16 protein-coding genes and 1 pseudogene are annotated in these 21,921 nt (G+C 72.2%); 3 read left to right on the plus strand and 14 right to left on the minus strand.

All coding sequences use genetic code 11. The features are described from left to right. From AB0R04_RS34140 to AB0R04_RS34165, 6 genes are all read right to left on the minus strand, one after another. On the minus strand, positions 1 to 342 hold a 342-nt coding region (locus tag AB0R04_RS34140), incomplete at its 3' end, for a ricin-type beta-trefoil lectin domain protein (RefSeq protein WP_363377475.1). A 365-nt stretch (positions 343 to 707) separates the two neighbouring features. Then, positions 708 to 1,010 (minus strand): hypothetical protein, encoded by a 303-nt coding sequence (locus tag AB0R04_RS34145; protein ID WP_363377476.1) that lies wholly within the window; start codon positions 1,008 to 1,010, stop codon positions 708 to 710. Between the two features lie 139 nt (positions 1,011 to 1,149). Continuing rightward, positions 1,150 to 2,568: a hypothetical protein gene (locus AB0R04_RS34150; protein ID WP_363377478.1), complete on the minus strand. Its 1,419-nt coding sequence runs from the start codon at positions 2,566 to 2,568 to the stop codon at positions 1,150 to 1,152. Between the two features lie 65 nt (positions 2,569 to 2,633). Next, complete coding sequence (locus AB0R04_RS34155; RefSeq protein WP_363377479.1) at positions 2,634 to 6,134, minus strand: hypothetical protein; 3,501 nt, start codon at positions 6,132 to 6,134, stop codon at positions 2,634 to 2,636. Between the two features lie 31 nt (positions 6,135 to 6,165). Next, a complete protein-coding gene (locus AB0R04_RS34160; RefSeq protein ID WP_363377480.1) occupies positions 6,166 to 8,436 on the minus strand; it encodes a hypothetical protein in 2,271 nt (756 codons plus the stop codon). A 7-nt stretch (positions 8,437 to 8,443) separates the two neighbouring features. After that, positions 8,444 to 11,635, minus strand: coding sequence for a DUF6603 domain-containing protein (locus AB0R04_RS34165; protein ID WP_363377481.1), 3,192 nt, complete (start codon positions 11,633 to 11,635; stop codon positions 8,444 to 8,446). A 393-nt stretch (positions 11,636 to 12,028) separates the two neighbouring features. On the opposite strand from AB0R04_RS34165, the gene AB0R04_RS34170 reads away from it, so the two are divergent. Beyond that, on the plus strand, positions 12,029 to 13,498 hold the full coding sequence (locus tag AB0R04_RS34170) for a carboxylesterase family protein (protein ID WP_363377482.1): 1,470 nt from the start codon (positions 12,029 to 12,031) through the stop codon (positions 13,496 to 13,498). Between the two features lie 124 nt (positions 13,499 to 13,622). Here the strand turns inward: AB0R04_RS34170 and AB0R04_RS34175 are convergent, their stop codons facing one another. Then, positions 13,623 to 14,354: a cupin domain-containing protein gene (locus tag AB0R04_RS34175; protein WP_363377483.1), complete on the minus strand. Its 732-nt coding sequence runs from the start codon at positions 14,352 to 14,354 to the stop codon at positions 13,623 to 13,625. A gap of 266 nt (positions 14,355 to 14,620) precedes the next feature. On the opposite strand from AB0R04_RS34175, the gene AB0R04_RS34180 reads away from it, so the two are divergent. Further along, positions 14,621 to 15,871: an NAD(P)/FAD-dependent oxidoreductase gene (locus AB0R04_RS34180; RefSeq protein ID WP_363377484.1), complete on the plus strand. Its 1,251-nt coding sequence runs from the start codon at positions 14,621 to 14,623 to the stop codon at positions 15,869 to 15,871. A 77-nt stretch (positions 15,872 to 15,948) separates the two neighbouring features. On the opposite strand, the gene AB0R04_RS34185 is transcribed toward AB0R04_RS34180, so the two are convergent. The 3 genes from AB0R04_RS34185 to AB0R04_RS34195 form a co-directional block, all read right to left on the minus strand. Next, positions 15,949 to 16,167 (minus strand): hypothetical protein, encoded by a 219-nt coding sequence (locus AB0R04_RS34185; RefSeq protein ID WP_063352329.1) that lies wholly within the window; start codon positions 16,165 to 16,167, stop codon positions 15,949 to 15,951. 67 nt (positions 16,168 to 16,234) lie between these two features. Next, the gene (locus AB0R04_RS34190) at positions 16,235 to 17,662 is read right to left on the minus strand and encodes an NUDIX hydrolase (RefSeq protein WP_363377485.1); all 1,428 of its coding nucleotides are present in this window, start codon (positions 17,660 to 17,662) and stop codon (positions 16,235 to 16,237) included. A 431-nt stretch (positions 17,663 to 18,093) separates the two neighbouring features. Next, complete coding sequence (locus AB0R04_RS34195; RefSeq protein ID WP_363377486.1) at positions 18,094 to 18,837, minus strand: hypothetical protein; 744 nt, start codon at positions 18,835 to 18,837, stop codon at positions 18,094 to 18,096. 307 nt (positions 18,838 to 19,144) lie between these two features. Between AB0R04_RS34195 and AB0R04_RS34200 the strand changes: the two genes are divergently transcribed. Next, the gene (locus tag AB0R04_RS34200; protein ID WP_159398696.1) at positions 19,145 to 19,450 is read left to right on the plus strand and encodes a hypothetical protein; all 306 of its coding nucleotides are present in this window, start codon (positions 19,145 to 19,147) and stop codon (positions 19,448 to 19,450) included. Positions 19,451 to 19,730: 280 nt separating this feature from the next. Here AB0R04_RS34200 and AB0R04_RS34205 read toward each other — a convergent pair whose 3' ends face one another. From AB0R04_RS34205 to AB0R04_RS34220, 4 genes and pseudogenes are all read right to left on the minus strand, one after another. Continuing rightward, a complete protein-coding gene (locus AB0R04_RS34205) occupies positions 19,731 to 20,219 on the minus strand; it encodes a GNAT family N-acetyltransferase (RefSeq protein WP_363377487.1) in 489 nt (162 codons plus the stop codon). Positions 20,220 to 20,398: 179 nt separating this feature from the next. After that, positions 20,399 to 20,587 (minus strand): annotated as a pseudogene (locus AB0R04_RS34210) (transposase); the annotation flags it as partial. A 126-nt stretch (positions 20,588 to 20,713) separates the two neighbouring features. Then, positions 20,714 to 21,154, minus strand: a complete 441-nt coding sequence (locus AB0R04_RS34215; RefSeq protein WP_363377488.1) for a hypothetical protein — start codon at positions 21,152 to 21,154, stop codon at positions 20,714 to 20,716. A 127-nt stretch (positions 21,155 to 21,281) separates the two neighbouring features. After that, positions 21,282 to 21,899, minus strand: coding sequence for a helix-turn-helix domain-containing protein (locus AB0R04_RS34220; protein WP_363377489.1), 618 nt, complete (start codon positions 21,897 to 21,899; stop codon positions 21,282 to 21,284). Positions 21,900 to 21,921: the final 22 nt, after the last annotated feature.

The following is a 21,921-nucleotide window of genomic DNA, read 5'->3' on the forward strand; positions in this document are numbered from 1 at the left end:
GATGACGAAGTTCTGGTTGCCGAAGCCGGGGTTCTGGCACTGCCAGATCTTGACGTGGTCGCCGTTGTTGCGGGAACCGCCCACGTCCAGGCACATCTCTCGGCCGGTTCCGATGGTGTCCTTGACCTTGATCTGGCCGCTGTCGATGACGAAGTTCTGGTTGCCGAAGCCGGGGTTCTGGCACTGCCAGATCTTGACGTGGTCGCCGTTGTTGCGGGAACCGCCCACGTCCAGGCACATGGTGTTGGTGGCCACGCGGGGCGCGGCGACGGCAGCCGTGGGCGCCGTCAGGGCGATCAGGCCGGCGGCCAGGGCAGCGAGCGCGGTGGTGGAACGGGACATGATGTACCTCCGCAGGTGCACCGACGGGTGTCGGCTCTCGGTGGGGTGGTCGGACGTGGGCAGGCCTGCCGGAAGGTGTAGCCGGCAGGTCCTGCCTGGTATGAGCAAGGCTCTCAGCGGTCAGTTGCGACACGCCCGGGTACGAACCACAGTCATTCCATAGGGCGACATATGGTTTGAAACCCGGTCACCACTTGGGCAGAGACCGGAGCGCGACGGCTGAGCGATCCTTCATGGGTGCCGTGGCCTGCGACGGCCGTAACGGAACGTCAGGCCTTCGGCCTGCTCGGTGAAGGTCCGGCGCGGGCGCGCCGGGGTCGAAGCCAAGGCGCGGAGCGGGTGGTGTGCGCCGCGCCGGGGCGCGGCTACGCCGCTTCGGGCCGGCGGGTGTCAAGCCAGGCGCGGTAGCGGCGCAGGGCCTTGCGCTGCTGGAGCTGTTCGACGAGCAGGGCCACGGCCGGGCGGGTGCCGGGGGCGGGAGCCCGGCCGGAGGCGAGGCGGCGCGACTGGTGGCGGACCTGGGCCATGCCGGCGGCGGAGGCGAGCGCCTTGTCGGACCAGGTCACCGGGCGCAGGGCACGGTTGGCCGGTGAGCCGCCCCAGGCATCGGTGCGGGTGTTCACCAGCGGGGAGAGGAACTGGGAGAGCAGCCACCTGACCGGGCCCAACGGCGCGGCGCCCGGCCCCTGGTGGGCCGGGCGCCGCGCGGTTCGTTGCCGCAGGCTATTGCGGCGCCGGCTCAGGAGAGTTCCAGGGACTGTCCGATCGGGAGACAGTCCAGCTGGCTCAACCCGCCCGGCCGTCGGACTACTCGAAAACGAATCGGAACGTCTGCCCCTGGTGTCCCACACCCGGGCTGCCGAAGTCGGCCGTCACGTTGCGGTGGTCGCCCTTACCGTCGTAGACGAAGACGACCGCCTCCTTGCTCTCGTTGTTGTACATGGTGTTCCAGATCTGGAACTTGGCCTGGCCATCGCTGAAGTTCTTGAGCTTGGGCCAGTCGCCCTGGTTGATGGTGCACTTGTTGAAGACGACTAGGCCGGGGAACTTCACGCCGCCGGTGACGCCGGACGTCGTCAGCTTCTGCTGGTTGTTGTCCCTGTACCAGACATCGAGGTCCCCGTTGGCCGTCAGGAGTCCGTTGACGGTGAGGGTGTCAGCGATGGTGACGCTGTTTCCGGTGAGGATCTCGGTGTTGCTGTTGATGCTGAGCTTCACGTTGGAGGGGCCGCGCAGGTCCCGGATCCGGACGATGGCGTCGGCGCCGATGGCGCTGAGGTTGCCGTCGACGGTGAGGTCGCTGGTGACATGGGCGCCGTACAGGGTCACGGACTGGGTGTGGTCGCCGCCGTACACGGTCCCCGCGGCGTGGATCTCACCGCCGACCTCCAGCGTCTGCGCGCAGTGCAGGCCTTGGACGTTGCTCTGCCCGGACACCTGGGCGTCCCCGTTCACCGTCAGGGTGCCGAGTGTGAGGTCGGGCTTGTCCACGGTGACGTTGGTGTGCAGGTAGTGGGTGACGGTGTGGCCGTCGGTGGTGAGGCTGGCCCGCAGGTGGAAGGTGGCGTCGCGGGTGAGCTTCGGGGAGGTCCAGGTGCGGGTGTTGGTGACGTCGTAGGACTTGTTCTCGTGGAGCATGGTGTAGGCGGCGCCGTGGGAGGCGGTCCAGGTCAGGGTGGCGGTGTCGCCGTTGGTCACGGTGGTGCGGCCGTCGTCGAGGAACGCGGGTGTGAGGTCGCTGAACTGGAAACCCGGGAAGCACTTGCCGAGCTGGAACTCGGCCGTTCCCTTGGAGGTGTCGCCCTCGTCGTCCTGGGTCCTCTCCAGGATGTCGAGGGTGGTGACGCCGATCTCGCCGTTGACGGCGATGTTGGTGAGCTCGAACAGTACGGCCTTGTCGGTGACTTCGACGTAGCCCTGGTCGCCGGTGGGAATGGCGAGGAAGGTGCCGTCCTCCCCGTTGGTGAAGGTCCAGTCGGCGCCGGGGGTCACCGTGGCGTGGATCTGGTCCGGGTGTTCCGTGAGGGCGCCGGCGCCGGTGCCTGCGGGGAGGGTGAACTTGACGGAGACGACGCGGACCGGGTCGGGGCCGGGGTTGGCGGCGGTGACGGAGATCGTGGCCGGGGTGAACGTGGTGTCCGCCGGGGTGATCTCCAGGGGCGAAGGTGCGGTGGTGACGAGGTAGTTCAGGGCGGTGGAGGCGCTGGCTCCGGCGCGGACGAACACTGCTGCTCCTGGGTCGGTAATCCGTGGGTCTGTGGTTCGTGGATCGGTGCTGCGTGGGTCGGTGGTCACTGCTCGTCGGCGACCGCGCCGCGCAGGCGCAGGCGCAGGCGGCCGGTGCGGGCGCTGAGCGGGGCGGCCGGGGCCGGGATGTGGCCGGGGGTGCCGGCGGGTGCCAGCGGGCTGTCCTGCCAGCCGGTGGTGGTGGTGGGTTCGGCCCAGCTCCAGGCGCCGTGGCGGGCCGGGGGGCGGGGCAGGACCCAGCCGGTGGCGGGGCTGCCGTCGGCGCCGGTGACGCTTTGCGGGCTGGTCAGGACCGGGCCGAGGCGGAAGGAGACCTCCATCCGGGAGAGCGCGGGGCTGACGAACTCGGCGGGGACGGTGAAGACGGAGACCGGCAGGATGTCGCTGACCGCGTGGACGGCGCCCCGGGGGTCGGCGAGCAGGGTGAGGTACTGCGGGGTGCCGGCGGTGGTGAGCGGGAACCCGGTGCCGATGCCGGCCAGGTAGGACGGGGCGTCCGACGGCGGCTGGACGGTGTGCAGGGTGGTGTAGTCGTCGCCGCTGGTGTAGCCGATCAGGCCGTCGGCGAGGTTTTCCAGCGCGCCGAGCCGCACGCCCCACCGGTAGTCCAGGGAGACCGGCCGGGGCGCGGTGCTGTTCGGGTGCAGGACGTACTGCCACTGTTCCCAGCTGGGGTCCATGACCGGCGGTCCGTCGAGTTCGAGGGCCAGTCGGGTGCGCAGCAGGGCCAGGGGCCGCCCGGCGAGCACGGTCATGGTGGTGTCGTCCCAGCCGCCGAGCGGGTTGACGGTGTAGAGGGTCTCGTCGACGGCCTTCAGGGTGGCGGCCAGGGCCGACGGGCCGGCGTCGCGCAGGCCGGTCAGGAAGGAGGCCAGGTGTGGGAGTCCGGGGGCGAGGCTGTCGAGGGTGGGGTGGCTGGAGCCCGGTGCCGGGTCCCAGACGACCTGCTGCTGGCCGCCGTCGGTGTAGACCGTCCGGCACTGGCCGAGCGCACCGCCGTCGGGGTCGAAGGCCGCGAGGGCGGCGTCCAGGTGGTTGGGCAGCAGCCAGCCGCAGACCGGGTTGACGCCCGCGTGCAGGTCGAGCACCTGGCTGTCGTCGGTGGCGCTGACGGCGTCGAAGCGGAGCCGGGCTCCTTGCAGGAGGCGGGGGCGCAGTTCGGCGTAGCGGTAGGGGAACTCCGGCAGGATCGTCGCGCCGTCGTCCGGTCGCACGCTCTCGGCCAGCACCAGGTGCTTCTTGTCGGTGTCGGTGGAGCTGCCGCTGCCCTGCGGGTTGATGGGGTCGGTGACCTGGCCGAACTGGTCGACGACCGCGATCCGGTTGAAGGAGAACTGGCCGGCGCGCAGGTGCGGGAAGTCCGAGGCGGGCCACTTGCCGCTGCGGGAGGGCAGGGCGCCGGGGACGGGGGTGGTCTGGTACTGGGAGCCGATCAGGGTGGCCAGGCCCTTGGCGTCGTCGGGGTGGGCGGCGAGGGCCGGGTCGCGCAGGGTGATGCGCGGGGTGAGTCCGTCGAGGGCCTGGCTGAGCAGGTCCCAGCCGGCCACCTGGTCGGCGAGTTGCTGGAGCTCGTCCTGGGGCGCGTCGGGGTGGGTGTCCCGGTACTGCTTGATCTGGGCGGCGAGGTTGAAGGTGGCGTGCGGGGTGAGGTAGATCCGCCCCGTGTAGGACTGGTAGGCCGGCGGGTCGGCCGGGCCGGTCTTCGTCCAGTGGTAGCGGGTGCCGTCGAACTGCCAGCAGTCGCCGTCGGCGGTGTCGTGCGGGATGGGGTAGTAGGACAGCTCGTAGAGCAGGTAGAGCGGCTTCCAGGGCTGGCGCCAGCTGCTGGTGCCGAGGGCGGGGAGGGTGCCGGTGACCCGCTGGTCGGGGTGGGCCACGGCGTCGGCGAGGGTGCCGGCGGCCTGGGCCTGGTCGAGCAGCCAGAACTCGCCGAGCAGGGTGGCGACGGTGGCGGCCTCGGGCAGGTGGGTCAGGGGCGGCCCGGGCACGGTGGCCGGGGCGGGGACGGGGCCGCTGTCCAGGTCGATGCCGGTCAGCAGTTGGTCCGGCGTGCGGCAGGGCAGTGCGGCCGTGAGGTCGGCCGGGGTCGGGGTCTTGATCCCGTTCAGCAGCACCACCGGGTCCTGCGCGTGGTGGAACTCGCCCAGCGGGGAGCGCTTGAGCGTGCAGGTCGCGGGGTCGGCGCCGTGCGCGGTCAGGTAGGCCTGGGCGGCGGCGGCGAGGTCCTCGTCGGTGGCGCCCCAGGGGATCGGCTGCGGGTGCCCGGAGCCGGGGGCGCGGCGGGCGGCGATGTCGGCGGCCAGCGCCGTGACCCGGGCGGCGAGGCTGTCCTGCTCGGCGGGCTTGAGGGTGGCGGGCAGCGTGTCGGCGTAGGCGTCGGGGACGTCGTCGAGCCGGTTGAGCCACCAGGCGCCGTACAACTTCCATTGGGCATCGGTAAGTTGTCGCACCTGGGCGTCGTGGGCGGCCTGGTCGGTGTTGAGCTGGGCGCAGAGTTCGGCGCCCGCGGTGCCGTCCACCAGGTCCCAGGTGTAGCCGCCGTGGGTGGAGCCGAACCAGGCGCGGTGGATGGACTGGTCGACGGACTCGGTGCCCGCGTCGTCCAGGCCGTCGAGCAGGCCGTGCGCCAGCGCCTCCAGCCGGGCGGCGTCGTCGGCGTCGGTGCCCTTGGCCACCAGCAGGGCGGTGAGCGCGTCGACGGAGCTGTTGCCCACGGCGACGTCCACGTCCACGCCCTGGGGGCGGTCCGAGGCGGGCACGCTGCCGGTCTTGTCCCAGCTCAGGCCCAGCACCTGACCGGTGTAGAGGGTGCGGTCGGTGGGCGGGGTGTCGGCGGTGGGGTCGGCGGCCAGGGCCCAGCCGAGGGCGGCCAGGCTGGTCGCCTCGTGCAGCGGGTCGGCGCCGGGTGCGGAGTACCAGCCGGTGACCAGGTAGCCGAGGGTGTCCTGGTCCGCGACGCCCGCGAGGTCGTCGTGCAGGGAGAGCACGTTCTCGTTGAAGGGCTGGAAGGCGGAGAAGGTGAGCAGGCCCGGCCCGGCGGCGGTGACGTACGGGTCCTGCGTGTCGCTCTCGCCCGGCCAGTCGGCGGCGGCGGTGCGCCGTCCGATGTGGACGCTCCTGGCGGTGCCGGGGCGCAGGTAGGGGGTGGTGCCGGTGGCGGTGTCGCCGTCGGCGGGCAGCCAGTCGCTCTCGATCACCCAGGAGTGGGCGGTGCGGCTGGCGGCCGGGCCGCTGTAGCGGACGACCAGCCACCGGTTGGGCACCAGCGGGAAGGTGGTGTCGCCGGTGTCCGGGTCGTGTGCGCCGTTGCGCAGGGCCTGGGGCAGCTGCCACTGGAGGTAGACGCCGCCCGCGGTGGTGTCGGTGTTCCAGTGCGCGGCCTGGTTGTTGTCGAAGGGCCCGCCCTCGGGCGGGAGGTTCTGCGCCAGCAGGTTGAAGTTGGCCTGCCACCGGATGAACGGGACGCTGAAGCGGACTTCGTCGTTGACCGCCAGGGCGTCGACCTGGACCGGGACGATCAGCGGTCCCTTGTCGTCGTTCGGCATGGTGCTCGCTTTCGTCAGGATCGCTGGAGGGTCATCGCTGGAAGGTCATCTGCTGGGCCGCCTTGACCATCTGGATCGCCCAGCCGGCCGCGCTGAGGCCGCCCTCCTGGGCGTGGTCGCCGAGGGCGGCGGTGATGGCGTCGCCGATCCGGGTGACGTCCAGGACCCGGGTGTCCGGGTTCAGGTAGCCGCTGACCTGCGGCAGCTGGACGCCCGGCAGCGTGGCGCCGATGTCGTCGCCCTTGAGGTTGCGCAGGTGCAGGACGTCGCCGTCCTGGATGCCGAAGTGCAGGCCCTGGGGCGGCTCCGCCACCACGAGCCGGTCCACGATGCCGTCGGCCAGGACCAGCAGCACGTCCTCGCCCAGCGTGTCGGCGCGCAGCACCGTCAGTTCCTTCTCGCCGGCGTACAGGTGCATGCGCAGGGCGGGCCAGCCGGGCACCAGGCAGGAGCGGACGAGGAAGCCCGAGAGGCGGGCGGGCAGGTCGGTGAGGGCGTCGTGCAGCAGTGTGCTGAGGTCGCTGTCCAGGCTGCCGGCGATGCCGATGCTCAGCGCCCCGTCGACGAGGGCCGTCTGCCAGGCCCGGTCGACGTAGCAGAAGCGCAGGCTCTCGTTGGGCAGCAGCTCCTGGCGGGGCACGAGCTGTTCCAGGGGGACCGGGTGGAGCAGGGCCAGGCGGTCCAGCCAGTCCAGCACCGGGTTCGCGGCGTCGGCGGTCGCCGTCCGCAGTGCCTCGCGGGCCTCGGGCCGGGCCAGTTGGCCGCGCAGCCAGGGCGCGGCGGCCTGGAGGGGCGGGGCCGGTCGCGCCTGGGCCAGCCGCCGGCCGGCGGCGGCCTGGTCCAGCGGGCTTGCCAGCGCGGTGGTGAGGGTGTGGGCGAGGCCGGCCAGGGCGCTCGCCTCGAACGCCTGCCGGGCCGGGCGGGCGCCGATCGCCGTGGGTGCGCCCAGGTGGTCGGTCGCGGCCCGGGCGCCGGCGAGGCTGCCGCTGCCGGCCCGGCCGCGGGCGGCGAGCATCCGGCCGGCGCCGGCCCGGGCCACCGTGCGCCAGGCCATCAGCGCGGGCGGGAACTGCGGGTCCGCGAGCGCGAGGGAGCGGCCCAGGGTCCACGCGGCGGCGTAGCTGACGTCGAAGAGGCCGTGCTCCTCCAGGTACACCAGCCGGGCGTCCGCGGTCGCGCTGTGCTCCACGGTCTGCGGGAGCGGCTGGGTGGGCAGCGGGGTGAGCGGGCCCCGGTACCAGGCGTAGCTCTGCTCGCCGGAGTCGAGCTGGTGGGCCAGCGGCGTGTAGCCCTGGGTGAGCCGGTCGCCGGCCTCGCCGGTGGCGCCGTTCGGCGGCAGCCGCAGCCCCAGCGCGGCGGCGTCCTGGCCGCCGGGTGCGGCCAGGTTCTCGACGAGGGTGCCGAAGTGCGCGCCGGAGTCCGGCAGGGAGCGGAACGACCAGGACCGCAGCGAGACCAGGCGCAGCGGCGCGTTCGCCACCTTGCTGCCGTCGAGGTACGCGGCGAAGCCCTCCAGGGAGACCAGGTGGGCCGTGTACTGGCCGCCGGTGGTGGTGGGGAAGCGGTTGCCCACGACCACCGCGTGCAGGCCCTCGTAGGACGCGTCGTCGCGCAGGGTGTGCCACCAGCGGGGCGGGGTGGCGCGGTGGACGCCGCGCAGCGAGCGGGCCCGGGTGCGGTCGCTGCGTGAGCGCGCCCCGCTGGGCTCGTCCTCGCCGCGCCGCAGGTGGACGAGCCGGCCCAGCTCCCCGGTCCGCGGGGCGATCGCGGCGAACAGCTGAGCGGGCACGTCGATCGTCCGGCACTCGGTGGCCTGGTCCGCCTGTTCGACGTCGGTCAGCACGGGGGCGATGGCCTCGGCGGCGGGGGTGGCCAGCAGGTCGGCGACGGTCATCGTCTCGGTGCGGCCGGTGGCGGACGGGTCGCCCGGCAGCTCGCCCTCGGCGAAGAGGAGCACCGCCAGCCACGGCACGGCCGGCTGCCCGGGGGCGGGCGGCGCCCCCGTGAGGGTGCGCTCCCAGGGCAGCGGCGGGGTGTCCAGGGTGATGTGCGGCAGCAGTTGGTCGAAGGTGCCGGTGGCGCCGTCGGTGGGGTACACCCCGTGCACCGCGCCGTCGGGCAGCGCGAACCGCGCGGCCTGCACCTCAAGGGTGCGTACCACCGGCGTGGCGAAGTAGTCGCCGGTGTCCAGGCCGTCGATGGCGTGCCCGGTGGAGATCTGGTAGGTCCCCGCCTCCAGGGCCGGGACGAGGCTGTCGTGGAACTCCAGGCCGCTGGCGGTTCCGGAATCTTGACTGAGCATCAGGTGGTCACTTTCCGGTCGGGACGAGAAGCGGCTCGGCGGCCAGGTCGCCGCGGGCGAGGTCGGCGTAGCCGCTCAGCGGGCCGACGGGGTCGAGCAGGTACCCGAGCCCGCCGAGCTGGGCGCGCAGGGCCTCGCGGGTCGCGGCGGTCGACGGGGCGGCGATGCCGGTGTCGGCGGCGGTGATGACCGCCACGGTCTGCGTGCTCGTCTGCGCCACAGGGCCGACGGCGGCCGCTCCCGCGTCCAGGGGCAGGGCGCCCTGGGGTAGCAGCGGGTCGAGGTCGAGGACGCCGGGTGCGACCGTCAGCTGTCCGCCGAAGGCCGGTGCCGGGACGGTGACCGTCAGGCCCGTCAGCCGGCCGGGCAGCAGACCGGTGCCGTTCAGCGAGCTCTCGCCCGGGCCCCACAGCGACTGCGGCACGTTGGAGCGCACCGGCTCGGCGCTCCAGCCGGAGTGGTCGACCTGCTGGCCGTCCTTGGTGATCGTGACGCTGTGGGTAGACGTCAGGTCGCCCTGCTGCATCGGGCGGATGTGCAGCGGGTCCTCGTCCGGTGTCACGGCGGCGCCGCCGAAGAGCACCTTGCTGGCCGGCACCGCCGAGGAGGTGACGAAGCTGAACCCGTGGGTGGAGGCGTACCAGGGGCCGGCGTCCGTTCCGTCGTCGCCCACCCGGGCGAGGGACGAGGGCGCGGTGGGCTTCCAGGACAGCCCGGCCACCGGATTGGCCTGCACAGCCTGCTGTTTGGGCGGCAGCTGGGACTGGAAGTCGGTCCAGGGGACGGGCGGCAGGTGGTCCGGGCGGCTCTTGCCGAAGCCGATGTGGAAGCTGATGAACCACAGGTGGACGGTGGCGTTGCCGCCGATGGGCGGGCCCCACAGCTCCACGTCCACCCCGAGTTCCAGGCTGATCGTGATGTGGACGAACCAGACGTGGAGGGAGAACCGCACCCCGATGCTGACGCCCATGGCGACGTCGAAGAAGAACGGCGACCACTGGATCAGCGCGTCCAGGTGCGCGGTGAACCAGGCCCGCAGCGGACCGGTGTCGAAGACCAGCGCCAGCGCACCGCCCAGCATCGCCGCGTGCGGGGTGATGGCCGCGTACGCCTCGGCCGTCAGCGTGAGGGTGTTGCTGATCGACCACTTGATCCCCAGCCGGGGTACGGCGGGGTAGTGGCCGGGCTTGACGAACGCCGGGTGGTAGCCGCCGACGGAGACCACGAAGTCCCCGGCGTGCGGGCTCGGGGGCACCCAGACGCAGAGCGCGAGGCCGCCGGTGGGCTTGCAGTTCTTGTCCAGGATGTAGGACTTGTCGGTCAGTTGGGCCGTCAGGGAGAGCAGCCCCTCGCTCTGCCGGTACAGCGCCTCGGCCGCGATCTGGATCCGTGCCACCTTCGGATCCTTGCCGGCCTTCTGCTCGGCCGCCGTCAGCTTGGGGAAGTCGAACTCCCCGAGCCCCAGCAGCGCGATCACCAGGGACTCGCCGAACTCGACCAGCGCCATGGAACGGAAGTCGGCCAGCTCGAACATCGTCCAGTGCAGGCCCGCCGCCACCCAGATCTCGCCGTCCTTGGGCGCGACCCAGGGCTTGAGCCCGCCGGTCAGCGTGTCCAGCACCTTCATCGGGGTCGAGTCGGCGCCGCCGGTCAGGTTGAGCAGGGGGAAGGTGTCGACCTCGGTCAGCGCCGGGACGCGGACCTCGCTGTGGTAGCCGAAGCCCAGGGAGACGTCCTTGACCCGGAAGGGCGGCGGGCCGAAGCCGGCCTCCGGGTTGGTGCCGGTGCCGAGTTGGCCGAAGAGGAAGAGCGAGAGCGTGCCGTCCGCCTTGCGGGCGTAGGAGCCGGCGATCCCGACGCTGATCACCGGCGCCGTCAGCATGCCGTCGCCGTCGTACCGCACCGGCCAGTCCGGAGTCGGGTTCGTGCGCAGCGCGCCGCCCAGTGCGATCGGGTCCGTCTTCGCGCTGATGCCCAGGCCCTTGAGCACGGGGGTCGCCTTGCCGGGGTCGGCCAGCGGAATGCTGACCCCGAAGCCGCTCGCCTCGAACGTCAGCGCGTGGGCGTTGATGCTGAAGTCCGCGGAGACCTGGATCGTGCCCTTGGCGTAGCCGAGGTTGAGCTTGCCCAGCCGGAACGGGCCGCTGGACTCCGCCTTCGCCGGCTGGTCGGCCTTGCCGCTGGGCCCCTTGTCCTGCGGCAGGGCGGCCCAGGTGCGAGAGGCCTCGCCGAGTCGGACCTTCACGGCCTCCCGGGGCGTGCCGCCGAGGTCGTAGGCCAGGGACGCCGTGACCCCGCTGTCCAGCGGGCCGGCCGGCAGCTCGGGCGCGTTTCCCACGGGGAAGTCGGCCTTGACCGCCTTGAGGGCCTTGTTGAGGTCCGCCACCTCGGTGTCGTCCAGCCCCTCCGTGATGAACAGCAGGGCCACGTGCTGCATCACCAGGTCGTCGGCCGGCGGCACCAGCGCCTTGATGATCGGCAGCCCGGACAGCGACAGCTTGACGGCCGCCTGCACCACGCCGAGGTAGCGCCTGCCCGCGTCGCCCCGGTCCTGGATCAGCAGCGCCCAGGCCACGCTGGAGGCCGGGGCTCCGCCGCTCAGGGCGGCGCCCCCGGACAGCACCAGGGTCTTCGTGCCCGGGTCGTAGCGGAGCCAGACGTCGGTGAGCTTGAAGCCCAGGTCTGCGGGCAGGGCGCAGCCGAAGGACTGCGTGACGTCCGGCAGCTCACCGCCGCCGTCGCCATCCGGCACCAGCGGGCCGTCGGCGTCGATCGGCAGGCGGTAGGCGGCGCCGTTGAGCGTGCAGCCCAGGACGGCGCCGACGTCGCCGCTGCGCAGGACGAACCTGGGCTGGGTGAAGCCGAACGTGGACAGGTAGGTGAAGTCCTCGCTCGCCGCTGCCGCCGTGGTGAAGGTCCAGAGACTCAGGGTGAACGCGATGTCGAAGCCGACGAGTTGCTTGCCGTCGGCGTCGGCCGTGAAGGCCACCGTGACCGGCAGGCCGGTCGCTGCCCCCAGTGCGGCGGTGCCGTGGACCGTCAGGGCGTCGCGGTCGGTGGTCGCCTTGCCGACCTTCAGCGAATCGCCGAGGTGGCGCGAGACCAGGTCGGCCGCCCCGAGTTCCTCGCCGGTGATCTCGAACGTCTTGCCCTGGCTGCTTGTCAGCCGCTGCCGCAGTTCGTCGATGCTCAGTGTCATCAGCCCGTCGGCCTCCCGCCCTGGTTGTGTTCCATCCGGTCCCGGCCCCCCGGCCTGCCCGACCGGCCGGGCGTCCCCGCCACTGGCCCGCTCCAAGCCGGGACATGACAATTGAGCCCCCCTGGATAGACCAGGGCGACAACGGCCGTGCGCACCAGGGGCCTTGACTCGCCAGGCCCGGAGTGCACGTCCGACACGGGACTGTCGCAGCGTATCCGACGCGTGCGCAGATAGTGACGGAACGATCCGATCTTGGCCGATACGCATCGCCTACGGCCGAGTTCGACAGGTGCCGTAGACCGCGCAGAGAGAGCCGAACCGTCGGCATCTTCCCGTCTCATGGCGATAGCGATAGACCGGAGTCATCCCACGTCTGCAAGGAAGGCGACACCGATGACCCTGATCGAGAGCCCCGTCGTGACCATCGAGTCCGGCAGCGTCCGAGGCACCGTCGAGGACGGCGTCGCCGCCTTCCGCGGCATCCCCTACGCTGCCTCGCCCGTGGGCGAGCGGCGCTTCGCCGCCCCCGTGCCGCACCCCGCCTGGCCGGGCGTCCGGAACGCCGACCGCCCGGGCCCGTCCGTCCCACAGGGCCCCTCCCGGCTCGAAGCGGTCATGGGGCCACGCACCCCCGACTGGGACGAGGACGGCTGCCTCACGCTGAACGTGTGGACCCCTCGTCCACCTGCGGACGGGTCCGCCCCGGACGCCCTGCCCGTCCTGGTGTGGTTCCACGGCGGCGGGTTCACCAGCGGGTCCGGCGGCTGGGACTGGTACGACGGCCGGCACCTGGCCGCCGCCGGCCGGGCCGTCGTCGTCACCGCCAACTACCGACTCGGCCCGCTCGGCTACCTCTACCTGCCGGACCTCGGCATCGAGAACCTCGGCGCGCAGGACCAGGCCGCCGTCCTCGCCTGGGTGCGGCGCAACATCGCGGCCTTCGGCGGCGACCCCGGCAGCCTCACCGTCGGCGGCCAGTCCGCCGGGGCGTTCTCCGCCCTCTACCTCGCCGTCTCCCCGACCACCGGCCCGCTCGTCAACCAGGTCATCACCCAGAGCGGTCCCTTCGGGCTCGCCCCGCAGGACCCCGAGGAGGCGAGCGACCACGCCCGGCGTTTCCTCGGCATCCTCGGCCTCCTCGGCCCGGACGGCACCCGGGACCGGGGTGCCGCGCTGCGTGCCGTCCCGGCCGACCGGCTCCTGGCCGCCTACCAGCAGCTCTCCCGCGACGCCGCCCGCCCGGGCAGCGTCGCCCCGCCCATGTACCCCGTCCTCGGCGCCTCCGGGATCCCCGCGACATGGCAGCAGGCGCTGGTCGACGGACGCCTCGACGGCAAAGGCCTGCTGACCGGCACCGCCAGGAACGAGATGGCCTCCTTCTTCGCCTTCGACCCCCGCATCCGGGAGATCACCGCCGACCGGGCCCGCTCGATCGCGGCCGGCCAGGCCGACGGCGGCGACGAGCGGTACGACCGCATCGCGGCCCGGCGGCAGAACGCGACCCCGGCCGACATCCTCACCGAGTTCGAGACCGGGCTCGTCTTCCGTGACGACACCCTCGCCATCGCCGACCGCCACGCCGCGGCCGGAAACCCGACCTACGTCTACCGGTTCGACCGCGCCCCGGTACCCGACCCCGCAGGCCTGGGCGCCGCGCACTGCGTCGAACTCCCCTTCTTCTTCGACACCTTCGACGCCTACCCCGACAGCCCCATGCTCGGCGAGGCCACCACCGCCGTCCGCTCGCTCGGCGACACCTTCTCCCGCGCGATCGCCGCATTCGTCGCCACCGGCCGCCCCGCCGCGGACCAGTGGCACCCCTACGAACCCGCCGATCCGGCGATTGTCCGGTGCTTCGGCTGACACCGGCCGTGCCCGTCCCGAGGGCGGGGAACAGCCACAGGCCGCAGGCCCTACCGCCCGGGCCCGGTCCAGGGGTCTCCCTGTCCCGGCCGACCCCCGGCCGACCCCCGGCCGGACGGGCCGGTCAGGGCAGGAAGTGGTCGTGCCGGCGGTAGAGTTCCGCCCAATCCGCCTCGCTCATCGGACGTCTTTCGGCCGCGATCTCCGAGATTTCCTCGAAGAACGATTCACGTGGCACGCCCGGTACGAAGAGCATCAGCATCGAGGCCGGCTCGTGGGACTCGTTGCGGAAGCCGTGCACAGCGCCCTCCGGCACGTGCAGGAAGTCACCCGCCTCGGCGTCGATCCACCGTTCGCCGTCGTACAGGCGCATGATCCCGGACAGGACGAAGAACGACTCGGACATGGTCCGGTGGAAGTGTGGAGCGGGGCCTGTCGGTCGGGGCCCCATGTCCAGTCGGTACAGGCCGAACGTCTTGTTCGCGGAGGGCGTGTCGACCAGGTAGTGGACGCTTGTTCCCCCCGCGCCGATCAACACGTCCGGCGCGGCGGCGCCGAATCGGAGATTTGCCGTATTCTCGCCCGATTCACCCCAGTAGTGAGCTATTGGGTAGGACATGGCGGATTTCCCTTTCGAGACATTCGCGTGATTGGTCGGTGGTCCGTCCCCTCGGTGACGAAAACGACGTGGGCCCGGCCGGCTGCCGACGTTGCCGGGCAGGGCGGCGGCGCTCGGCCCGGGGGCGCCGAGCAGGTCCGAAGCGCCCTGCGGGGCGGGGCCTGGCGGCTCCGCCGGCTCTTCGCGCCCCGAGATCACCCAGGCGTCCGCAGGCCCCGGCGGCCCGATGAGGGCCATGGGTCCACGGTGCGCCGAGGCGGCCGTCGGCGCACCCGCAGCGGCCTGGCGGGGGACTGCCACAGCCGAGCGGACCCCCGGCCTGCTGCCGAGGGCCCGCTCGGCGGTCCCCCACCTCGCGGCTCGCTGCTACTGTGGGCCCAGAATCAACGGAATGCGCGAAAAATCGCTCCTGAATGGTGTTTCTGAGCGGCGCCCCTCGCGGTGTTTGTTCCCTTCGCGGAACCCCAGTGCTTCCTTCGTGACCACAACGAAGGCAGAAGACTGTGCACCAGCACCGTGTCATCATCGCCGGCGCCGGACTCGGCGGCCTCACCCTCGCCCACGGGTTGCGCGCCCGCGGCCTCGACGTCGCCGTGTACGAGCGGGACCCGCACCCGGACGCGAGGCCGCAGGGCTACCGCGTCCAGCTCGACGAACCCGGGCTCGCGGGCCTGGAACACTGCCTGCCGGAGCACCTCTTCCGGCTGGGCCTGGCGACCGCGGCCTCGCCGCCCGCCCGGGTCTCCGTCCGTGACCGCCACCTGGGCGCGCTCGCGGACCGGCCCACCGCGCCGGGCCCCGATCCCACCGGCGGCGCGGCTCGCCCGTACCGCTCGTACGCGTTCAACCGGCCGACGCTGCGCCAGATCCTGCTCTCCGGCCTGGCGGACACCGTGCGCTACGGCGCGGAACTGCTGAGCTGGGAGAGGGAGCAGGACGGAACGGTCACCGCTCGGTTCGCCGACGGCCGCAGCGCGAGCGCCGACCTGCTGGTCGGCGCCGACGGGGTCGGATCGGCGGTACGCCGACAGCTGCTGCCGCACGCCCGGGTCGAGGACGCCGGACTGCGCCTGATCTACGGCAGGATTCCGCTGGATGGGCTGGGTACCGGGGTTGGAGAGGTCGAGGAGGCGGAGGCGGCCGCGCTGCCGCCGTGGGTGTTCGACAGCATCTTCACCGTGGTGACCGGTGGGCCGGGAAGTCCGCACGTCGGGTTCGGGCCCGTGCGGTTCGCCCGCCCTCCCGGTGCCGCCGGCCCGGCACACACACCGCCCGTCCCCCTCGCTCACGTCGGCGACTACGTCGCCTGCCTGGTGGGAGCGCCGGCGGACCACCCCGCCATGCCCTCGTTCGAGGCGCTGCGCGGTCTCGACGGCCCCGCCCTGCGCGAGCTGGCCGGACGCCTGGTGGGCGACGACTGGCACCCCGACGTGCACCGCCTCCTGGACCGCTGGGAGACCGACTCGCTGTTCCCGCTGCGCATCTCCACGGCGAGCCCCGTACCGCCGTGGGAGCCGGGCCCCGTCACCCTGCTCGGGGACGCGATCCACGCCATGAGTCCGGTGCTGGCGATGGGCGCGAACACCGCGATCCGTGACGCCGCCGAGCTGACGCGGGCCCTGGCCGGGGCCGCGGCCTCCGGCGCGCCGCTGGTGGACGGCGTACGCGCCTACGAGCTCCGGATGCGGGAGTACGCCTTCTCCGTCGTGGCCGCCTCCCGGCGAACCGGCCGACAGCGGGTCGGGCAGAGGTAACCGTTCGGGGCGGGGGCGAGTCCTGGATTGCGGTCCACCCGTGGTGACGGATCGTCAGGAACGGGCTGCCGAGCCGGTCACCCGGGTGGTCGTCGGGGCAGGTCGAGGCGGACGAGGTGCTGGTCGGTGCCGCCGTCGGGCCGGTGCACGGTGCGGTAGGCGTACGGGACGGTGCTGGCAGGGAAGGTGACGATGCCTTCCTCCACGACGGGCCGCTGGTCGGCGATGGCCCGCAGCCGGGCATCGGTGTCGGCCGGCAGCTGCGGCTCGGGCGGGCGGCGGTGGCGGCCGGCCATCGTCAGGCGGTCGGTTCCGACGGGGCCGGGCGGCCCGACCGGCCGGTTTCGCTGCGCCCGGGCTGGTTCACGAGGTCCTCCTCGCGGGCTGGCCGGCCCCGTCGGCGAGCAGCGGCAGGTAGTGCTGAAGGTACGGCGGGACGTTGAGGCCGAGCACCTCCGCCAGGGGGACCATACGGACGGCCAGGCCCTCGTCACCGAGCCGGAGGTCCGCCTCCGGGCCGTCCCAGGCGGCGTGCAGGACGCGGGTGAGCGGGGAGACCAGCTCGTGGTGCGGGCCGGGCAGGATCCGGAGCCCCGTGATCTCGATGCCGGCTTCCTCGCGGACCTCGCGCGCCGCGTTCTCCTGCGGGGTCTCGACGCCCTCGCGCCAGCCGCCGATGGGGGTCCAGTAGCCCGGCCAGGCGATGCCCGGCTTGTCGTCGCGGTGGTGCATCAGCAGCCGGCCGTGCCGGTCGGTGACGAGGACCATGATCCCTTCGAACTCGCCCTCCGGGGACGGGCGTTCCAGGTACAGCGGTGTGCCGCAGCGGTGGGCGCGCAGTACCTGGAGGAGCCGCTGGTAGCGGTCCGGTGACATCAGGTCGCACCAGTCGTGGGCGGTCTCGAAGCGCCACTCGGTGTGCTCGGCCGGGTCGAGCCGGATGCGGGCCTGCTGCTCGGGGGTCAGGACGCCGCCGTCGAAGACGTATCCGCACACCGGCACCGGGTACTCCGTGCCGGCCTGCTCGTGGACGACCGCGACCAGCCGCCGCCGGGCGATCACCTCGGGGTTCTCCGCGGCGAGGTCGAGGCCGAGTTCCTCCTGAGCCTCGCGCAACGCGGTGCCGAACGGGGTCTCGCCGTGCTCGACGTTGCCGCCGGGGAGGCTCCACACGGACGGGTTGATGGTCGAGCGCATCCCGAGGACGCGGCTGTCCGGGTCGGTGACCAGGAAGCACCCGTAGACCGTGGGCCGCGCGACGGTGGTGAGGTAGCCGCCGACCGGCCGCCAGCCCGGGATCGCCAGGCGACGGGTGAGCCACCTGATCACCTCGCGCGCTCCGTCGCCGGTCTGCGGCAGTTGGTCGGGACGGGCCCACTGCTGGTCGTCGTGCTCGGCCGACAGGGTGACCGGGGTGCCGTCCGGCACGACGGCGGTGAACACGAACTGCCGTACCCGCCGGCCGTTCGGGTCGGTGAGGTCCAGGCTCCGCGCGTACTCCAGCGGCAGCCCGGCGAGCCCGGTCTGCTCGGCCAGTTCCCGGGCCGCGCCCGCCTCGATCCCCTCGCCGCTCTCCCGGCCGCCGATCCCCTCGCCGTCCTCCCGGCCGCCGATCCCCTCGCCGTCCTCCCGGCCGCCGCCTGGGTACTCCCACAGGCCGGGGAGGGCGCCGTGCGCGGCCCGGCGGACCATCAGGATCCGGCCGGAGGCGTCGCGGACCACCACGCCGACGCCGATCCGCTCGATGTCCTCGCGGGCGGCCAGTGCGGTCAGCACCTTGAAATCGATCACTGCGCGGACTCCTCGTTCCCTCGGGCCGACGGGGCTGTTGAGCGGGGGCGCCGGGACGCTCCTCCTGCCGGCGCGCCGAGGCAGGCCGAATCAGCCTCAGCGAAGCTGAGCCGGGGTGACCATGTGGTCGGCAGGGGACAGATGATGGCGCTGTTCGCACGCGGGGTTCAAGCAGGTCATCTCCGGGCGCGCCCGGGGCGAACGGGGAGTTTTCGAGCACCGCGCCGCCGTGGTGGGTATGCCCTCCGGCCGGTCGCGAACGGCCGTCGGGCAGGCTTCGAGCCTGCTGCTGACGCCCGCGTGGGCGGCGAGGCCGCGCGGGGAGCAGTCGCCGCCGGCCTCACTCGTTCGGCTGGCCAGGCGGTCCAGGAGGTTTCCGCCGGCGGCCCGCCGGCGGGTTCCTGGGCGTTCGTAGCACGATCTTGTCATGTTCACATTTTGGCGCTGATCTCGCCGCCGGTGCTGAGCACCATGTACACGCCGTTGGCGACGGCTCCGGCGTCCTGCTGGTTCGCCTCCAGCGTGCCGTTCACCGCGCCGTCGTTGCCGAGGATCTGCGCGCGGTAGTGGAGTTCGCCGATCTTCGTGACCTTGGCGGTCCAGCCGCCCGCGAGCTTGAACGTGCCCGGTCCCTGGTGCCCGCCGCCCATCCAGGAGTGGGCCGTGCCATCCAGCGAGAGCACGATGAACATGTCGTTGAAGTCGACCCCGGCGTCGGAGTCGTGCGTCTCCAACGTGCCGTACTCCGTACCGTTGTTGACGATCTTCGCGGTGTAGTTCTGGTTGCCGGTCGCGCGGATCTCGGCCGTGCTGCCGTCCACCAGCTTCTGGGTGCGGACCGGGGACGTCCCCTTGGGCGGGGCAGCCGGCGGCGTGGTGGTGGTGTGGCGCGCGGTGGGCGTGGCGGCCGGAGCGGCGGTGCCGGGCGCGGGAGGCGCGGCCGGAGTGCTGGCCGGAGCGGCGGCGTCGGGCGTGGTGGGAGCGCTGGGCGCGGCGGCCGGCGGGGTAGTGCCCTGTGCGCTGGGCGCGGCGGGTGCGGCGGTCGGCGCGGCGGTGCCGGGCGCGGGGGACGGGCTGGAGCAAGCTGTCGCGGTGGACACCAGCAGAGCGGCCGCCAGGGCGGAGCCGGCCAGCGTACGGACGGCGGACGAGCGACGGTTCGTTAAGGTCGACATGCGGTGCTCCTGAGCGAAGTACGGGTGAGGAACAGCTCGTTGCCCGTGGCCTCTCCTGCGGGGACCAGGAGCAACGTGGCTGCGTACAGGAACGAAGTTAGTGTGAGCAGTCGACGAAACAGACCCTGCTATGTCACCAGACTGCTACGCCCTCCCCGAGCCCTCACCTGCACCGCAGGCCGGCGCGCCACGGGACCGAAGCGGAAGGGTCGGTTTCGGCCAGTTGTGCTGTTCATGTATACACGCATTCACATCTTCGGAATGCTGACCGCACATGCTGTGTCGGATCTACGACAAGGAGAAGGTCATGCGTCGAATCGCAGCCATCGGCACCGGGGCGGCACTGCTCATGGGAGCGGGACTGATCGCCGCGCCGTCAGCCTCGGCGATCTCCTACTGTGTCACCAACCAGGGCCAGAACTGGGGCTCCGTCAACTGCCAGACCAGCGCCCCGAAGAACCACTGGCAACTCGTCCTGATCTGTGAAAGCGACAGCGTCAAGGGCATCCGGCAGACGATCAACGGCCGCTGGCACACCGGCGACGGCTCCGACACCCTGTACTGTTCCACGGGCTACAGCGCCGCCCTCACCAACGTCAACAGCGACAACTGATTGATGGGGATGCGTGCATGAGCGGTTTCTCGGACGGGGCCAGCCATCTGAGTAGCTGACTGATCATCAATTTGTCGACGAGGTATGGCGACTCCGTCCGAGAGCCGCTCGTGGTGAGACATTGACAGTGCTGACTCCCGCTCTGGGAGGATGTTCTGAGCCGCCTTGCCTGATTCGGCTATTGGCCCGGGTCAGGAGGGCTGGTGGGCCGGGGAGTTCGGGTGGGGCCGCATCGGTAGCACGTCCTCGCCCCAGGCGACGAACGCCGCGAAATCCAGCGTCACGCCAGGTCCTTGCGCATCAGCGTGCACATCGTCTCGTACCGCTGGAGCGAGCCGTCCTCGGCCTCCACGTCCCAGGAGTCGAGCGAGCGGCCGAAGGCCTGGTAGCCCAGGCGTTCGTAGAGGGCGCGGGCGCGCGGGTTGCTCTCCTCGACGCCGAGTTCGGCGCGGGTCAGGCCCCGGGCGCCGATCCGCTGCTCGGCGGAGCGGATCAGCAGCGTGCCGATCCCGCAGGACTGCAGGGCCGGGTGGACACCGAGTTGCCAGAGGGTGCCGGCGCCGGGCTTGACCGTGTAGTCGATGCCGCCGACCGCCACCGGGAGCCCGACCGGCGTGCACACCGCCAGGTAGTCGATCTCGCCCGCCTCGGCGCGGCGGATCTGGTGGACGAGCTCGCGCACGTGTTTGGGGGAACCGGCCCAGCTACAGGACGGCAGGTCCGCGTCGGTGAGGCCGCGTACCGACAGGTGCAGCCTGATCTCGGTCATCGCCGCATCCCTTCGACTCCAACAGCGGCCGTCTCCTATTCCAGCAAGCCGGTCCCGTTGCCGTCCAAGGGGTTTCGGGCCGGCCCCGACGTAAGCCGGAAGGCCTTGCGCTCGCGACTGGGGCCGGGCGTCGGCGAGGTTCGGGGCGTCCCGGGGCAGCACGGTGACGTCCGTGGGCGGGGGAGGTGCTCCCACTGGCAGCCGGTCCTGCCCCGGTGCAAGATCGTGTTGACGATCTCCCGTACCTCGTGGCGGCCCTGATGCCCCGTCGGAGACGGATGGTCGGCCTTCCACGCCGAGATCACCGGCTCGATCAATGCCCACCGCTCATCGGACAAGTCACTCTTGTACGGCTTGCGGTCACTCACCCGAACGGCCCAGCAGGACCAGGCCGCGCGACCGGCCTGAATCGCCCAAGCCCACACGATCAGGTGACTACAAGACAGTCTTACTGGCTCAGAGCGTCCTCTGAGTCGGGATTCCCGACAGGGTGATCAGCGATCGCGGGCCGGCGCGTCGCGCAGTCCCTCCTCGAAGGCCGAATACGGGTACTGGTCGGTGCCGAATCCGGGCATTTCGAGCTTCTTGAGCTGCCCGCCGATGACGTGGGACACCAGCGGCACGGGCAGGGCGTCCGGCCAGAGGCCGGTCCGCTTGCCCTCGGAGAGGACGCGGCGGAACGCGCCGGTGGATCCCCGCAGGCTGCGGCCGTTCGCCTTCAGCTCCTCTGCGGCGCACTCGCCGTCGCCTTCGACGACCTGAAGCAGGATCTGCTGCGCCCGGGGCGGCAGGCGGTCGTAGTACGAGCGGGCCCGCTCCGGTGTCCAGCGGTCGTCGGGCAGCGCGGTCACGACGGCGTCCGGCATGGTGGCGAAGGCGAGCAGCTTCTCCAGCGCCTCGGGGGTCGGATTCTCCACGGTGATCGTGATCCTCATGGCGCAACACCCTTGCAGCCCCGGATCCTGAACACAAATAACCGCAGTAGATGTGTTGCAGACAAGAAGGCCGCTCCGAGTTGCCTAAGGGACCTTCAGTGCGATTGCAGAGCTGCTCCGCGATGCTTCACACGTGTCGAGCGGAGCCGGGTCGAGCAGGGCCAGGTCGAGTAGGTCCGGCGACCTCCCAGGCCGCCTCGATCATCCGGAAGACCTCGTCCACCGCGGCCTCCGGATCGGCCGCCTCACGGGCCAGCGCATAGGCGTCGATCGTGAACCTCGCGATCGCCCGGCAGGCCGTCGTGGTCTGCGGCAGGCCGAGGTCGGTGGCGATGGCCGTTGCCAGCGAGTCCGCATGGCGCAACCTCATCGAATCCTCGTACTCCCGCAGGGCGGGGGATTCCTCGATCATGCGCCAGATCGGGGCGGCGGCGTCCGCCGTGCAATGGCGCACCAGGGCGTGGATCTCGCGGCGCAGCGCGGGGATGAGCGGCTCGTGCGACGCCCGGCCGGTGGCCGCCTGGGTGAGGCGTTGCTCGAAGTCGTCGTCCCGCTCGAACACCAGGGCCTCTTTCGAGGCGAAGTGGGAGAAGAGCGTGGTGACGGCCACGTCGGCCTCGGCGGCCACGTCCCGGATTCCCACCGCGTCGTACCCGCGCTCCAGGAAGAGCCGCAGGGCGGTGTCGGCGATCTTCTGGCGGGTCGCGGCCTTCTTGCGTTCGCGGCGTCCGGGCGGCACGGTCATGCCCTCACGCTAGCAGATACGA

This window comes from Kitasatospora sp. NPDC056731 (assembly GCF_040687675.1).
GTDB lineage: Bacteria > Actinomycetota > Actinomycetes > Streptomycetales > Streptomycetaceae > Kitasatospora.